Origin of the sequence: Micrococcus sp. GbtcB5, assembly GCF_019091605.1 — a bacterium.
Classification (GTDB): Bacteria; Actinomycetota; Actinomycetes; order Actinomycetales; family Micrococcaceae; genus Micrococcus; species Micrococcus luteus.
Genome location: NZ_JAGXJK010000011.1, coordinates 1 through 14,351, shown reverse-complemented (window position 1 = coordinate 14,351; position 14,351 = coordinate 1). Strand labels below are relative to the sequence as shown.

General features: G+C 75.3%; 14 protein-coding genes. 5 read left to right on the top strand and 9 right to left on the bottom strand.

The window, feature by feature from the left end:
• The first annotated feature begins 181 nt into the window (after positions 1–181).
• Complete coding sequence (locus KVS67_RS05485; RefSeq protein WP_036316222.1) at positions 182–1,246, top strand: type IV toxin-antitoxin system AbiEi family antitoxin domain-containing protein; 1,065 nt, start codon at positions 182–184, stop codon at positions 1,244–1,246.
• Positions 1,247–1,281: 35 nt separating this feature from the next.
• Here KVS67_RS05485 and hpt read toward each other — a convergent pair whose 3' ends face one another.
• From hpt to dacB, 4 genes are read right to left on the bottom strand one after another with little or no spacing between them, the layout of a single operon-like run.
• Complete coding sequence (hpt, locus tag KVS67_RS05480; protein WP_002858265.1) at positions 1,282–1,833, bottom strand: hypoxanthine phosphoribosyltransferase; 552 nt, start codon at positions 1,831–1,833, stop codon at positions 1,282–1,284.
• Positions 1,834–1,882: 49 nt separating this feature from the next.
• Complete coding sequence (gene tilS, locus KVS67_RS05475; protein ID WP_102708240.1) at positions 1,883–3,064, bottom strand: tRNA lysidine(34) synthetase TilS; 1,182 nt, start codon at positions 3,062–3,064, stop codon at positions 1,883–1,885.
• Positions 3,051–4,283 (bottom strand): zinc-dependent metalloprotease, encoded by a 1,233-nt coding sequence (locus tag KVS67_RS05470; protein ID WP_069941983.1) that lies wholly within the window; start codon positions 4,281–4,283, stop codon positions 3,051–3,053. Before KVS67_RS05470 ends, tilS begins: the two co-directional genes overlap by 14 nt.
• A gap of 34 nt (positions 4,284–4,317) precedes the next feature.
• Positions 4,318–5,628 carry a D-alanyl-D-alanine carboxypeptidase/D-alanyl-D-alanine-endopeptidase gene (gene dacB / locus KVS67_RS05465; protein WP_336627747.1) on the bottom strand — a complete coding sequence of 437 codons (1,311 nt, stop codon included), beginning with the start codon at positions 5,626–5,628 and terminating at the stop codon, positions 4,318–4,320.
• Positions 5,629–5,848: 220 nt separating this feature from the next.
• Between dacB and KVS67_RS05460 the strand changes: the two genes are divergently transcribed.
• Both KVS67_RS05460 and KVS67_RS05455 read left to right on the top strand, forming a co-directional pair.
• A complete protein-coding gene (locus KVS67_RS05460) occupies positions 5,849–6,436 on the top strand; it encodes an inorganic diphosphatase (protein ID WP_002858260.1) in 588 nt (195 codons plus the stop codon).
• 89 nt (positions 6,437–6,525) lie between these two features.
• Positions 6,526–7,155, top strand: coding sequence for a hypothetical protein (locus KVS67_RS05455; protein ID WP_002858258.1), 630 nt, complete (start codon positions 6,526–6,528; stop codon positions 7,153–7,155).
• A 27-nt stretch (positions 7,156–7,182) separates the two neighbouring features.
• Here KVS67_RS05455 and KVS67_RS05450 read toward each other — a convergent pair whose 3' ends face one another.
• Positions 7,183–7,992 (bottom strand): HAD family hydrolase, encoded by an 810-nt coding sequence (locus KVS67_RS05450; protein ID WP_036337172.1) that lies wholly within the window; start codon positions 7,990–7,992, stop codon positions 7,183–7,185.
• 115 nt (positions 7,993–8,107) lie between these two features.
• On the bottom strand, positions 8,108–9,391 hold the full coding sequence (gene serS, locus KVS67_RS05445) for a serine--tRNA ligase (RefSeq protein WP_036337171.1): 1,284 nt from the start codon (positions 9,389–9,391) through the stop codon (positions 8,108–8,110).
• A 43-nt stretch (positions 9,392–9,434) separates the two neighbouring features.
• Between serS and KVS67_RS05440 the strand changes: the two genes are divergently transcribed.
• Positions 9,435–10,613, top strand: coding sequence for a diacylglycerol kinase family protein (locus KVS67_RS05440; RefSeq protein ID WP_122054846.1), 1,179 nt, complete (start codon positions 9,435–9,437; stop codon positions 10,611–10,613).
• 313 nt (positions 10,614–10,926) lie between these two features.
• On the opposite strand, the gene pheA is transcribed toward KVS67_RS05440, so the two are convergent.
• Positions 10,927–11,877 carry a prephenate dehydratase gene (pheA, locus tag KVS67_RS05435; protein WP_020625278.1) on the bottom strand — a complete coding sequence of 317 codons (951 nt, stop codon included), beginning with the start codon at positions 11,875–11,877 and terminating at the stop codon, positions 10,927–10,929.
• The gene (locus KVS67_RS05430; protein ID WP_010079684.1) at positions 11,874–12,200 is read right to left on the bottom strand and encodes a rhodanese-like domain-containing protein; all 327 of its coding nucleotides are present in this window, start codon (positions 12,198–12,200) and stop codon (positions 11,874–11,876) included. The genes pheA and KVS67_RS05430 overlap by 4 nt, the downstream gene beginning before the upstream one ends.
• Before the next feature lie 83 nt (positions 12,201–12,283).
• Between KVS67_RS05430 and KVS67_RS05425 the strand changes: the two genes are divergently transcribed.
• Positions 12,284–13,792 carry an amidase gene (locus tag KVS67_RS05425; RefSeq protein WP_217565039.1) on the top strand — a complete coding sequence of 503 codons (1,509 nt, stop codon included), beginning with the start codon at positions 12,284–12,286 and terminating at the stop codon, positions 13,790–13,792.
• A gap of 9 nt (positions 13,793–13,801) precedes the next feature.
• Here the strand turns inward: KVS67_RS05425 and KVS67_RS14015 are convergent.
• Positions 13,802–14,351, bottom strand: a 550-nt coding sequence (locus KVS67_RS14015; RefSeq protein WP_254629236.1) for a DUF4190 domain-containing protein, incomplete at its 5' end; no start/stop codon positions are given.

The window sequence follows — 14,351 nt, the reverse complement described above, 5'->3', positions numbered from 1 at the left end:
AATGCGAGGGGTCGGAATGGCGCGTGGATCGCACCTCAGAGCGACCGCTCGCGTGACAGGTCGCCGGCGCTGCGGCCACGCCCCTGCGTCCCCGCCTGCACAGACCCCCGCGCACCCGAACTCCTCCCCAGGCCGACGGCGGCCCAGGACGCCGCCCGCCCCACCGCGCCAGGCTGGCACCATGCGTCGCCCCACCCCGCTTCCCGCGTCCTTGCTGGACGGCCCCTTCACCGCCGCGCAGGCGAGGGCCGCCGGCATCGACCACAACCGGCTGCGTCGCTCCGACGTCGAACGCCTCGCCCGGGGCCTCTACCGCCGGCGTGAGGCCGCCCCGGCCGCCGTCGAGCGCCCCGCGGCCGGCTCCTCCCCCTACCGGTGGAGCACCCCGCTCTCGGCCACCCAACACGAGCTCCTGCTGCGACTCGCCCGGCACCGCGCCACCACGGTGGTGTCGCACCAGACCGCGGCCCGCGCCCGTGAGATCTGGCTGCCGGAGCGACTGGACGCGGGGGACGAGGTCCACGTGAGCCGCCCGCGGGACCGTGGCCGCCTCGCCCTCCCCGGCGTCACCTCCCACCGGACGGCGCTCCCGCCCGCGGACGTGGAGCGCGTGCGGATCGGCGGTCTGGCCTGGTACGTCACCGCCCCGCCCCGTCTCTGGGTCGACCTCGCGGCCCTGCTCGACGACGACGAGCTCGTCATCCTCGGCGACCATCTCGTCCGCCGGGCGGAACTGTCCGGCGGTCCCGACGCTGCCGAGCGGACCCGGGCGGCCCTGACCCAGGCGGCCGAGACCAGCCCGTCCGCGCACAACCGGCGACGACGGCTCCGCACCGCCGCCACGCTGGTCCGGGTGGGGGCGCACTCGCCGAAGGAGACGCGGCTCCGGCTCGCGCTGACGGCCGCCGGGCTCCCCGAGCCCGCACTGCAGCTCGAGGTCTGGGACCCGGAGTTCTCCCTGCACCACCCCGCGACGGCGGACCTGGGCTATCCGCAGGCGAGAGTGGCCCTGCACTACGACGGCGGCCACCACGGCGCGGATCGCCAGATCGACCGCGACGTGCAGCGCAACGCGGCCTTCGAGCGACGGGGCTACCGGAACATCACCGTGTCCTCCTCCGACGCTCGCCGCGGATTCACGCGCGTGATCGTGGAGGTGCGCCGTCACCTCGGGGACGCCGGCGGCCTGTCACGCAAGGAGTCGGAATGGGGCGGAGATCCGGCATCAGAGCGACACCACGCGTGACAGGTCGGCCACGCCGGGCCACGCCGGGCCCCCGGTCAGCTGTACACGTGCGGGGCGAGCGTGCCCACGAAGTCCAGGTTGCGGTACTTCTCCGCGTAGTCCAGGCCGTAGCCCACCACGAACTCGTTGGGGATGTCCCGCCCGACGTACTTCACGTCGATGTCCACCTTCATGGCCTCCGGCTTGCGCAGCAGGGTGCAGATCTCGACCGAGGCCGGGCCGCGGGACTCCAGGTTGGCCTTGAGCCAGGACAGGGTCAGGCCGGAGTCGATGATGTCCTCGACGATCAGGACGTGCCGGCCCGTGAGGTCCGCGTCGAGGTCCTTGAGGATGCGCACCACGCCGGAGGACTTGGTGCCGGAGCCGTAGGAGGAGACCGCCATGAAGTCCAGCTCCACGTGGGAGTGCAGGGCGCGGGTGAGGTCGGCGACCACCATCACGGCGCCCTTGAGCACGGCGACGATGAGCAGGTCCTTGTCCGCGTAGTCGCGGTCGATCTGGCGGGCCAGGTCCGTGATCGTGTCCTGCACGTCCTCGCGGGACATGAGGACGTGGGTGAGATCGTTCTGGACATCCTGTGCGTCCATGCGCCGCTCCTGGTGAGTGCTCGTGCGGGAATGCCGGGCCGGGCCGCAGTCAGGGACCGGGCAGGCAGGGGATGAGGTCCAGTCTGGCACACGCCCGATGCGCGGCCACCCCGCCGGGCAGCTCCACCGGACCGGCCGACGTGCACCCCGCGCGGGCGCCCGTCACGAGGGCGTCCACCGCGAGGATCCGTTCGCGGGGCGGGGCCTGCCCTCCCGCGGCGCGGGCGGCGCGCGCGATCACGCGGTGGCGCACGGCGGCGGGCAGCGCGGCCAGGGCGTCCAGATCCAGGGAGACGACGCGCGGGTCCCGGGCGGGCGGGTCGACGCGCAGCCGGGTGACCTCGGCGCCGGCCCATGCCTCGAGGGCCGCGGCGTCCTCGGCCGCGATGGCCGCGGTGCGCACCAGCCCGGCCCGCACGCCGGGGCCGAGGCCGGCGTCGGGGTCCTCGAGTGCGGGCAGCACGCGGGTGCGGACCCGCGAACGCAGCAGCGCGGGATCGCGGTTGTGCGGGTCCTCGAACCAGGTCAGCCCGGCCCAGCGGCAGATCGTCTCGGTGTCCGCCCGGGTCAGGCCCAGCAGCGGGCGGGCGACGGCGGCCCCGCCCGGCAGCGTCCCGCGCGCCGGGATCCCCGCGAGGGACCGCGTGCCGGAGCCGCGCGCGAGCCCGAGGAGGACCTGTTCCGCCTGGTCGTCGGCGGTGTGGGCGGTGAGGACGACGGCGGCGCGCCCCTGCCCCGCGTCCCGGGCGGCGGCGGCGAGGGCCTCCCGGCGGGCACGCCGGGCGTCGGCCTCGGGGCCGTCGCCGGTGCGGGCCACCTCGACCCGCGTGACGGTGACCGGGGTCAGACCGAGGATGCGGGCGACGTCGGCGGCGGCCGCTGCCACCGCGTCGCTGCCCGACTGCAGCCCGTGGTCCACCACGGCCGCGCCGATCGGGCCGAGCCGCGCACCGTCCCGGGTGCCCACGAGGACGGCGCAGGCCACGGCGAGCGCGAGGGAGTCGGCGCCGCCGGAGAGGGCGACGAGCCCGCGGGGGCGATTCCCCGCCCGGCCCGGCCCGGCATCCGCGCGACAGGACCCGTCGCCCGCGAGGGCCTCCCGCACCGCCGCGACGGCCCGGTGCAGGGGCTCGGGCCAGCGGGTGCGCGGCGGCCATGCGCCGACCGCGGGCAGGCCGCCGGCCCCGCCCGCCGGCGTCGGCCCCGGGTCCCGCGCCTCAGGCCTGGGCACGGATGCGCGCCACCCACGTCTCGGGGGCGTGGAGCTCGGCCTCGCTCGGCAGCAGCTCGGGGGCGTCCCAGACCACGTTGAACCCGGCCATGCCGAGCTGGGCCACGGCGGCGGCCACGAACCTCTGGCCGTCGCGGTACTGGGCCATCTTCGCGTCCATGCCCAGCACGCGGCGGAGCATGCGGTCCAGGGGCGAGCGGCGGTCGCCGCGCTCGTCGAAGCGGCGGCGGATGGTCTTGACGGAGGACACGACGGAGGAGTCGACGCCGTCCATCACCACGTTCGCGTGCCCCTCGAGCAGGGACATCACGGCCGTCAGCCGGGACAGGCGCTCCCGGTCCTCCTCGTCCTGGATCGCACCGAGCAGGCCCGGCGTGGGGCGGGCCGGGGCCGCGTCCTGCGCGTCGTGTCCGTCCCGCGCCCCAGTCCGGCCGGCGTCGGCCTCCCGACCCAGCGGGTTCGCCGCCGCGAGCGCGGTGCGCAGGCGCTCGGGCAGGGACTCGGCCTTGTCGAACAGGCCGACGGTGAGCGCCGTGATCTCGGCCCGCAGGTGCTCGCGCAGCCAGGGCGCGGCCGCGAACTGCACGCGGTGGGTCTGCTCGTGCAGGCACACCCAGAGGCGGAAGTCCGCCGGGTCCACGTTGATCTCCGCGCGCACCTGCGCGACGTTCGGGGCCACGAGCAGCAGGCGTCCGCCGGCGGGGCCGCCCGCCGTCCCCCCGGGGCCGGGCAGCGCGATGAACGGGTCGTACTGGCCGAGGATCCTCCCGGACATCCAGGCGAGGATCCCGCCCATCTCCAGGGCGGTGGCATGCCGGGTGACGCGGGTGGTGGCAGCGGCGTGCTCGCGGGGCCGGGTGTCCCGCAGATGCGCGAACGTGGGGTCCAGCAGCGTGGCGAAGGACTGGGTGGCGGCGCGCGACCAGGTGGGGCGGTCCACCACGAGCACCTGCGAGTCGCGCAGGTCCCGTGCCGCCTCGAGCCCGGTCAGGCGGTGGACGTGCGGCACGGCGGCCTCCGCGGCGGCGCGCAGGCCTTCTGCCTCGCGCGTCGCCTCGCGCGGCGTGAACCGGGGCCCGGCGGCGGCGAGGGACCGGGCGGTCCGTGCTGCGAAGGCCCAGTCCACCGGGTGGGCGACGGCGGGGCCCGGCTCGGCGGGGGCGCCCGGCTCGGCGTCCGCGGCGGCGCGGGGGCGGTCGGTCGCGTGGTCGTCGCTCATGGGCTCCATCAGATCACAGGCCCCGAACCTCGGATCAGAGCCCGGCGACGGCGCTGACGGCCTCGTCGACCGCCGCGCGCGCGGGCTCCAGCTTCCACTGCAGATCCGAGCAGATGATGCTGAACGCGAGGACCCGCCCGGACGTCGTGGTGACGGTGCCGGTGAGGGAGACCGTCTGGTCGAGCGTGCCGGTCTTCGCGGCCACGGCCTGCCGCGCAGGGGCATCCGGGAACCGGTCGCCGAGGGTGGAGTCCTCGCCGGGCCGCGGCAGGCCCTCCAGCACGGTGCCCAGGGCGGGCGTGCGGGCCACCCCGGCCACGACGCCGGCCAGCTGGCCCGCGCTGACGCGGTTGTCCGGGGACAGGCCCGAGGAGTCCACGAGCGCCATCCCGGCGGTGTCCACGCCGAGGTCCTCGGCGGTGGCCGTCAGCAGCTGCGTGGCGCCCTCGTGGGTGGCGGGCAGCTCGGCGGCGGGCGCGGCCGTGTGGGCCAGGGCCTCGGCCACCTGGTTCTCCGAGTGGGCCAGCAGGTACGCGACCTGCTCCCCCACGGGCGCGGACTCCACGGCCGCGACGGGGGCGGCGGCGAGGACCGTGGCGCGCGGCACCTCGGTGGCCGGGATCGTGTCCCGCAGACCCACCTCGAGGTCGGCGCCGGAGGCGGCCACCGCGTCGTCGAGCGCGGCCTGGAAGGTGAGCGCGGCGAACTGCGCCGGGGCCGCGATGCGGTCCTCCCCGGTGCCGGGGACCTCACGGCCGCCGTAGGTGGCCAACGGCTGCACCGGCGCGATGTTGCCGCTCTCCGGGATGTCCGACGTCCAGCGCGGGTTCAGGGCCGTGCGGTCCGCGAAGAGCCGCAGGTCCGTGCTGACCACCACCTGGCCGGTGACACCGTCCTCGACCAGCCCGGCCACGGTCCGCTCCGCGAGGGTGCGCAGGCCCGCGCGGCCGGAGACGTGCGTCGAGTCCGAGGCGCCCGTGCCCAGCAGCACGTCGCCGCCGCCCACGAGCACCAGCTCGGTGGCCGCGCCGTCCGCGGTGGGCTGGGCCACCACCGTGGTCTGCAGGGTCGTCTCAGGACCCAGGGCGGAGACGATGGCCGCGGCGGCGAGCACCTTGAGCGAGGACGCGGGGGCCACGGGCTCGTCCGCGTCCCGCGCGTACAGCACCTCACCGGTGGCCAGGTCGCGGAACTCAGCGGAGACGGTGCCCGGGGACCCCGCCAGCCCCGGCTCGACGGCGGCCGCCACCTCGGCCGCGGTGGGGCCGGTGGACGGGGACGACGACGTCGGCCCGGCGGTCGTCGACGAGGCGGGCGCGCTCGACGGGGCCGGCGGCGCGGTCACGGGCCCGCAGGCGACCAGGACGGCCGCGAACGCGGCCAGAAGGGCGGCGGGGAGCGAGCGGCTCCGGGGGCGTTCCGTGCGTCGATCCCGACGCCCAGCGCGCCCCGTGTCCACCTGTCCCATGCGTCCATCATGACGGACGCCCCCGGTAGGCTGACGGCAGCACCGCCGGTCGGCGCCGCGCCGCCCGGACACCCCACCCTCTGTGCGAAGGAGAGTCATGGCGCACGACGTCACCATCGAGATCCCCGCGGGCTCCCGCGTGAAGTACGAGTTCGACCACGAGACCGGCCGCCTGCGCCTGGACCGCGTGCTCTTCACCTCCATGCAGTACCCCACGCACTACGGCTACTTCGAGAACACCCTCGGCGAGGACGGCGACCCGCTGGACGCCCTCGTGTACCTGCCGGGCTTCGACCTGGTGCCGGGCTGCGTCGTCGAGGCCCGCCCGATCGGCGTGTTCAACATGACCGACGACGGCGGCGGCGACGCCAAGCTGCTGTGCGTCCCGGCGGACAAGCGCTACGACCACATCACCGAGCTCGAGCACGTGGAGGAGTCCCTCAAGCAGGAGATCGAGCACTTCTTCACCCGCTACAAGGACCTGGAACCGGGCAAGTGGGTCAAGGCCGAGGGCTGGGAGGGCCGCGCGGCGGCCGAGGCCGAGCTCGAGGCCTCCATCCAGCGCTTCAACGCCGAGGGCGACGAGTCCCCGACCGACGAGCCCCAGGGCCGCGAGGTGGACACCGAGGAGGCGCAGCCGGCCACCGAGAAGGGCGAGGAGACCGACGAGCCCCAGGGCCGCTGACCCCCGCACCGCTCACGCGCGCGACGCCGGCCGCTCACCCCTCGGGGTGGGCGGCCGGCGTCGTCTGCGGGCTGGCAGAATCGACGACCATGTTCGTGCTCACCATCAACCAGCGGGACACCCTCGACGCCGGCGACCGCGTGGACACGTTCCTGCGCGCCCTCCAGGACGTGCCGGGGCTGGGCGACGCCGTCGCGCTCCCGTTCCAGCGCGCCGTGGGCGATGAGCTGATCGGCGCCGTCGAGGACCCACGCGTCGCCGTGGACGTGGCGCTGCGCGCCCTGCGGCAGCGCCGCTGGAACGTGGGGGTCGGCGTCGGGACGGTGACGCACGCGGACGGTGCGGCGGGCGCGCCCGCCTCCGGGGACCTGCACGACGCCGGCGGGCCCGGTCTCGCGGCGGCGCGGCGGGCCGTGGAGGCGGCGGCCGTGTCCACCGCGCGGATCCCGTTGGCCGTGCGCGGCCGGGACGAGGAGGCGGCCGCCGAGGCCGAGGCCGTGCTGCGACTCGTCGGGCAGCTCGTGTGGTCCCGGACCGACGCCGAGTGGGCGGTGCTGGACCTGCTGGTGCCCGGGGTGCGCGGCCAGCAGAAGCCGGCGGCCGCCGCGCTCGGGATCACGGCGCAGGCCGTCTCGCAGGCGGTGCAGCGCTCCTACTGGAACGAGGAGCACGCCTGCCGCCCCGCCGCCGCGCGCCTGCTCACGCTGGCGGGGGGCTGACCCGGCGGCTCGGGCCGGTCGCGCCGCTCAGGCCGCGGTCGGCTCCTCGAGGAGCGAGCGCAGCACCGTGGCGAGCCCGTGCTCGTCCACGTGCCCGGTGACCTCGTCCGCGGCGGCCACGACCTCCTCCACGGCCTGGCCCATGGCCACGCCGCGGCCGGCCCAGCGGAGCATCTCGATGTCGTTGCGGCCGTCGCCCACGGCCACGGTGTCCTCGGGGGCCACCTTCAGCACGGTGCGCAGCGCCTCGAGCCCGGACGCCTTGGTCACGCCCGCCGCGGCGACGTCGAGCCACGCCGTCCAGCCCACGGAGTAGGTCACGCCGGACAGGCCGAGGCCCTCCACCGCGCGGCCGAACTCCTCGGCGGAGGAGTCCGTGGAGAACACCACGAGGCGCACGGCCGTGGTGTCCATCAGCTCCTCGAACGTGACGCCCTCCGCGGCCACGCCGAAGGACATGTCCTGGAACCGCTCGGTGGATCGGAAGGTGCCGTCCGGCAGCTCGAGCGCGTACTTGGCGCTGGGCAGGCGGTGGCGCAGCTGGGTCAGCACCGAGCGCGGGTCGAAGGTGCGCAGGTCCGTGACCTCGTAGCCCTCCTCCAGCTCGGGGTCCAGGCGCAGCGTGACCCCGCCGTTGGAGCACACCATGAAGCCGGCGTCGATCCCCAGGGAGCGGGCCACGGGCAGGGTGGCCCCGCGGGAGCGGCCCGTCGCGATGACCACGTGATGCCCGGCGTCCAGCACGGCCCGCACGGCCGCGCGCACGGGCTCATGCAGATGGCCGTCATGGTCCACGATCGTTCCGTCCACGTCCAGGCACACGAGCTTCTTCGTCATGACCCCCACCCAACCACACGGCCCGGACACGACGGCGACGCGCGGGTGAACGGCGAGGGCGCCGCAGGGCAGGCGGGCGAGGCGGCCGACGCCGCCGGGGGACGACGTCGTCCGCTCAGACCAGCTCGAAACGCTCCATCCCGCCGAGGTAGGGGCGCAGCGCGGCGGGCACGGTGACCGAGCCGTCCGCGTTCTGGTGGTTCTCCAGGATCGCCACGATCCAGCGGGTGGTGGCCAGGGTGCCGTTGAGCGTGGCCACCATGCGGGTGCCGCCCTTGGAGCCGTCCTCCGTGCGGACCCGCTCGCGGATGTTGAGACGGCGGGCCTGGAACGTGGTGCAGTTCGAGGTGGACGTCAGCTCGCGATAGGTGCCCTGCGTGGGGACCCAGGCCTCGCAGTCGAACTTGCGGGCGGCGGAGAGGCCGAGGTCGCCGGCGGCGATGTCGATCACGCGGTACGGCACCTCGATGGCGCCCAGCATCCGTTCCTCCCACGCCAGCAGGCGCGCGTGCTCCGCCTCCGCGTCCTCCTGTGCGGCGTAGATGAACATCTCCAGCTTGTTGAACTGGTGCACGCGGATGATGCCGCGGGTGTCCTTGCCCGCCGAGCCCGCCTCGCGGCGGTAGCACGTGGACCAGCCCGCGTACCGGACGGGGGCGGACACGTCCATGATCTCGCCCGCGTGGAAGCCGGCCAGGGCCACCTCGGAGGTGCCCACCAGATACAGGTCGTCGCGCTCGAGGCGGTAGATCTCGTCGTCGTGCTCGACGTCGAAGCCGGTGCCCTGCATGGTCTCCGGACGCACCAGGGTGGGCGGGATGACCGGCACGAAGCCGTTCTCCAGGGCCAGGTCCAGGCCCAGCTGCATCAGGGCGAGCTCGAGACGCGCGCCCACGCCCGTGAGGAAGCTGAACCGGGCGCCGGACACCTTCGCGCCGCGCTCCATGTCGATCGCCCCGAGCAGCTCGCCGAGCTCGAGGTGGTCGCGCGGCTCGAAGCCCTCGGCGGCGAAGTCGCGCGGGGTGCCGACCTCCTTGAGGACCACGAAGTCGTCCTCGCCGCCGGCCGGGACGCCGTCGACGATCAGGTTCGGGAAGGCACGCTGCAGCTCCGCGAGGCGGGCCTCGGCCGCGCCGGCGGCCGACTCGGCCTCCTTCACGCGCGCGGCCAGGTCCTTCACCTCGGCCAGCAGGGCCTGCTTCTCCTCGCCCTTCGCCTGGGCGACGCGCTTGCCGAAGGCCTTCTGCTCCGCGCGCAGCTGCTCGAAGCCCGCGATGGACGAGCGGCGGGACGCGTCCGCCTCGACCACGCGGTCCACGAGGGACGCGTCCTCCCCGCGGGCCTCCTGGGAGGCGCGGTACTTCTCGGGCTGCTCGATGAGGTCCTTGACGTCGATCACGTGCGCCAGCCTAGCGGGCGGGGCCGACGCCTAGACTCGGGGCATGACTCCCGAGTGGTGGATGGCGCTGGCCGCCCTGGTGCTCCTGGCCCTGCTGGTCGTCGTCGTGGTGGTGCTGGCGGCGCGCCAGGTCCGCCTCGGCGTGCAGCACAAGCGGATGCGTCTCCGGGTGGACGCCCTCGACGCGCGGGTGGGCGGCGTGCAGCGCCGGCTGGAGAAGGTGCCCGGGATCGGCACGGGCCGCCACGAGGTCGCGCTGGTGCTGAACCCCATCAAGACGAACGCGGGCCAGGTGCGGCGCGAGCTCGAGCGGCTCGCGGAGGCGGAGGGCCTCGGCGAGGTGCTCGTGCTCGAGACCCAGGAGGACGATCCCGGCACCGCGATGGCGCGGCAGGCCCTCGGCGCCGGCGCCCGGCTCGTGATCGCCGCGGGCGGCGACGGCACGGTCCGCACCGTGGCCGAGCAGCTGGCCGGCACCGACGTCGCCCTCGGCGTGGTGCCGCTGGGCACCGGGAACCTGCTGGCCCGGAACCTGGACCTGCCGATCAACGACGTCGAGCAATGCCTGCGGATCGCCGTGGGGGGCCGGCAGCGACGCATCGACACCGTGGACGTCCGCTTCACGCACGAGGACGGGCGCGTCACCCGGCAGACCTTCACCGTGATCGGTGGCGCCGGCTACGACGCGGACATCATGGGCGACACCAAGGATGAGCTGAAGGATCTGGCCGGCTGGCTGGCCTACAGCGAGGCCGGCATACGGCACCTGCGCGGCAAGCGGCACGAGGTGACCGTGGCCCTCGACGGCGGTCAGCCCCGCCGGTTCAAGGTGCGCACCGTGATGGTGGCCAACTGCGGGATGCTCACGGGCGGCGTCGAGCTGCTGCCCCAGGCCAAGCTCGACGACGGCCTCCTCGACGTCATGGTCCTCTCGCCCCGGCACGCGCTCGACTGGGCGCGGATCGCCGTGAAGACCGTGACCCGGCACCGCAGCTCCGTCCCCGCGATGCACACGGAGCAGGCCCAGCGCGTGAAGGTCGAGTTCGCCGAGCCGATGCCCTCCCAGCTCGACGGCGACGCCACGGGGGTCATCACCGCCCTCGACGCCCGGGTGCGGCCGGACTCGCTCGTCGTGATGCTCGTGGCCGAGGACGACGCCTCCGTCCGCGACGACGGCGTCTCCGCCGCCGCCCCCGTCCCGGAACCGGCCCCGCACATCTGACCCCCCGTCCCCGCTTTCGTTCGGGAAACGGCGGCTTCCCCACCGTTTTCGTTCGGGAAACGGCGGCTTCCCCAGCGCTTTCGTTCGGGAAACGGCGGCTTCCCCAGCGCTTTCGTTCGGGAAACGGGCGCCGGGGCGACGCGCGGACGGGAAGCACGACGACGGCCCGTCGTCGTGGTGATCGTCCCGTTTCGGCCACGAAAGGGGCCTAGGAACCTCCCGTTTCGTCAACGAAAGTCCCTCGGGGGCCGCCGTTTCCCGAACGAAAGTGGCCCGGGGGCCGCCGTTTCCCGAACGAAAGTGCTGCACCGCCTCAGCGGGAGCGGAGGGACTCCACCCAGGCGCGGCCGGAGCGATACGCGGCGTCGGTGAACTCGGCCGGCACCCTCGTGGGCACGGGCTCGGCCTGGGCGTAGGAGCCCAGGAACCGCAGGTCGGGGTACTCCCGGTACAGGGCCGCGAGCGCATCCCCCACGCGGGCCTCCGCCAGGTGCCCCTCGAGGTCGAGGGAGAAGAAGTACCGCCCGATGCCCTCGCCGGTCGGCCGGGACTCGATGCGGGAGAGGTTCACCCCGCGCGTGGTGAACTCGGCCAGGATCTGTCCGAGGGCGCCGGGCCGGTCCTCCGGCAGCGGCACCACCAGCGTGGTCTTGTCCGCCCCCGTGGGCGCGGGCAGAGCCGTCGGCCGGGAGAGCAGCACGAAGCGCGTCACGGCGCCCGGCACGTCCTCGATCCGCTCGGCGAGCACCGGCAGCCCGGTCTGCTCGGCCACGAGCGGGGCGCACACGGCGGCGTCGAAGTCGCCCTGGGCCACGAGGCCGGCCCCGGCCGCCGTCGACGGGGCGGGCGTGAACTCCACGCCCGGCAGCGCCGTCTCGGCCCAGCCGCGCACCTGCGCCCAGGCGTGGGGGTGCGTGGTCACGCGCCGCACGTCCTCGATCGCGACGCCGGGCCGGCCCACGAGCACGAAGCTGATGGGCACGTGCACCTCCGCGAGGATCTGCAGCGTCTCCCCGAGGGCGATCTCGTCCACGGTGGCGGAGACGCCGCCCTCCACCGAGTTCTCGATGGGCACGACGGCGCGGTCCACCTCCCCCCTGCGCAGCGCCGCCACGGCGCTCAGCACGGAACCCGCCGACACGAACTCGGCCTCGGCCGGGTCCGCCACCTTCCGCAGGGCGGCCTCGGTGAAGGTGCCGGCCGGGCCGAGGAAGGCGTAGCGCAGGCGCGACGGCGTCGCGTCAGCGGAGTCCGTCCCCGTCACTTGACGGTGGGCTCGGCGTCGCCGTCGGCCTCCATCGGCTTGCCGGCCTCGAGCCACGCGCCGGAGCCGCCGGCCACGTTGATGGCCGAGTAGCCGCGGCCGGTCATGAACTCGGCGGCGCGGGCGGAGCGGCCGCCGGTGCGGCAGATCAGGTAGTAGTCCGTGTCCGGGTCCAGCTCCTCGAGCCGGTCCGGCAGCTGGCCCAGCGGGATGTGCTGGGCGCCGGCGGCGCGGCCCAGGGCCCACTCGTCGTCCTCGCGGACGTCCAGGATGGCCGCATCGGCGGGGATCTCGTTCACATCGACGGTCTCGAAGGCGCTCATGGCTTCAGCGTAGCCACCCGCCCGGACGTCCCAGGAAGGCCCCGCCGTCCATGACCCTGCCCACGCCCGTTAGGCTCGGCCGCATGCAGACCTCCGACGCCGCACCCGCCGCCGACGACGACCGCACCCCCTCCGCCCCCGGCCCGGCCCGGCTCCTGGACCGCTCGGCCGTGCGCCTGCGGGAGGACCTCGCCGCCGGGGAGCTGAGCGCCCGGGAGGTCACGGAGGCCGCCCTCGCCGCGGCCCAGACCCACGCGGACCTCGGCGCGTTCGCCCTCCTCGACGCCGAGGGGGCCCGGGCCCGTGCCGCCGAGCTGGACGCGGCCCACCCGCGCGTCGCGCCCCGGGCCGTGCCCGGTCCGCGCACCTCCCCCGCCCCGGACGACGACGGCGCCCCCGCCTCCCTGCACGGCCTTCCGCTGGCGTACAAGGACCTGATCGACGTGCGCGGGATGCCCACGCGGTTCGGCTCCGCCCTGCTGGCCGACGCGCCGCCGGCCGCGCAGGACGACCCGCTCGCGCTCCGCCTGCGCGCGGCCGGCACCGTCACCCTCGGCAAGACGACCGTGCCCGAGTTCGGCCTGGACTCCTACTCGGAGAACCTCGTCACGGCGCCGGCCCGCAACCCCCTGGACCCCACCCGCACCGCGGGAGGCTCCTCGGGCGGGGCCGCGGCCGCCGTCGCCGCGGGGATCCTGCCGTTCGCCCCGGGCTCGGACGGGGGCGGGTCCATCCGCATCCCCGCCGCGGCGTGCGGGCTCGTGGGCCTCAAGCCCGGCCGCGGGGAGCTGCCGATGGACGAGCACGCGGACACGGTCCGCAACCTCACGGTGTCGGGCCCGCTGGCCCACACGGTCGAGGACGCCGCCCTGCTCTACGACGTGCTGCTCTCCCCCGAGGGTCTGCCCGGCCGGGTGCTGCCGGACCTGCGCCGCACCGTGGAGACCGCCCGGGCCGGGGGCGCCGTCGACGCCCGCCGGATCGGCGTCACCACGGCCTCGCCCTTCGCCTCCGACCTCGAGATCTCCCTGGCCCGGCCCGCCGTCACCGCCCTGACGAAGGCCGCCGCCGCCCTGGACGCGGGCGGCCACGCGGTCGAGGACCTCTCCCCCTACTACGGCGAGGACTACCACCGGGACTTCCGCACGGTGTGGACCGCCGGCCTGCTCCGGGCGCCGCTGCCGGAGGACGCCGAGGCCCACGTGGGCGCGGTGGCCGCGCACTTCCTGCGCACGGCCCGGGCCGCAGGGCGCGCCGAGCTCGACGACGCCGCCCACCGGCTCGAGGAGTGGGCGCGCGGGGTGCGGGCGCAGTTCGCCGCCGTCGACGTGGTGATGACCCCGGTGCTGGCCACCGCGCCCCCGCCGGTCGGCCACTTCCTGGCGATGGAGCCCGAGGACAACTACGAGGCGCAGTGCGCGTTCACGCCCTACACCTCGATGGTCAACGTGCTCGGCCTGCCCGCGGTCGCGGTGCCCGTGCTCCGGGACGAGCGGGGCCTGAACTGGTCCGTCCAGCTCATCGGCCGGCCCGGCACGTCCGCGCCCCTGCTCGCCCTGGCCGCGCACCTCGAGCTGCTGCTGGCCGGCTGAGCCGGCCGGTCAGGTCGAGGTGTAGTCGCCCAGGGAGATCCCGGCGATCACCAGGATCACGAGGAACACGACGGCGAGCAGCAGCAGGGCGAGGGACACGTAGTTCATCACGAGGCCGGCGATCGCCATGCCGCGGCCGTGGGGCTCGCGCCTGAGGCCGATGTGGCCGAGGACCACGCCCACGATCGGCGGGAGGAGGAACGTGAACCCGCCCACCACGGAGATGATGCCGAGGATCATGGACGCCACCGAGCGGCCGACGCCGTCGGTCTGGCCGGGCTGCAGCGGGGCTCCGAAGCCGTGGCCGGGCGTGCCCTGCCCGTAGGGCATGTCTGACAATCGTTTTGACCATGCGATCACAGCATTCAGGACCACAGCGGCCCTGTAGATGATCGCGTACTTGTCATACCGGGTCGCCAGGCCCCGCCACTGCTTCAGGTGCGCGTACTGGCGCTCGATGACGTTGCGGCCCTTGTAGGCGGCCGCGTCGAGGCTGACGGGGCGCCCGCCGCGGGCACCGCGCCGTCTGCGGTGGCCCTGCTGGTCGGCCGGTTCGGGG

Excerpts from the sequence above, each read along its gene's own strand:
- hpt (WP_002858265.1), bottom strand. The coding sequence starts at position 1,833 with ATGGACGCACAGGATGTCCAGAACGATCTCACCCACGTCCTCATGTCC.
- KVS67_RS05425 (WP_217565039.1), top strand. The coding sequence starts at position 12,284 with ATGCAGACCTCCGACGCCGCACCCGCCGCCGACGACGACCGCACCCCC.
- KVS67_RS05440 (WP_122054846.1), top strand. The coding sequence starts at position 9,435 with ATGACTCCCGAGTGGTGGATGGCGCTGGCCGCCCTGGTGCTCCTGGCC.
- KVS67_RS05430 (WP_010079684.1), bottom strand. The coding sequence starts at position 12,200 with ATGAGCGCCTTCGAGACCGTCGATGTGAACGAGATCCCCGCCGATGCG.
- KVS67_RS05455 (WP_002858258.1), top strand. The coding sequence starts at position 6,526 with ATGTTCGTGCTCACCATCAACCAGCGGGACACCCTCGACGCCGGCGAC.
- KVS67_RS05460 (WP_002858260.1), top strand. The coding sequence starts at position 5,849 with ATGGCGCACGACGTCACCATCGAGATCCCCGCGGGCTCCCGCGTGAAG.
- KVS67_RS05450 (WP_036337172.1), bottom strand. The coding sequence starts at position 7,992 with ATGACGAAGAAGCTCGTGTGCCTGGACGTGGACGGAACGATCGTGGAC.
- KVS67_RS05470 (WP_069941983.1), bottom strand. The coding sequence starts at position 4,283 with ATGAGCGACGACCACGCGACCGACCGCCCCCGCGCCGCCGCGGACGCC.
- KVS67_RS05485 (WP_036316222.1), top strand. The coding sequence starts at position 182 with ATGCGTCGCCCCACCCCGCTTCCCGCGTCCTTGCTGGACGGCCCCTTC.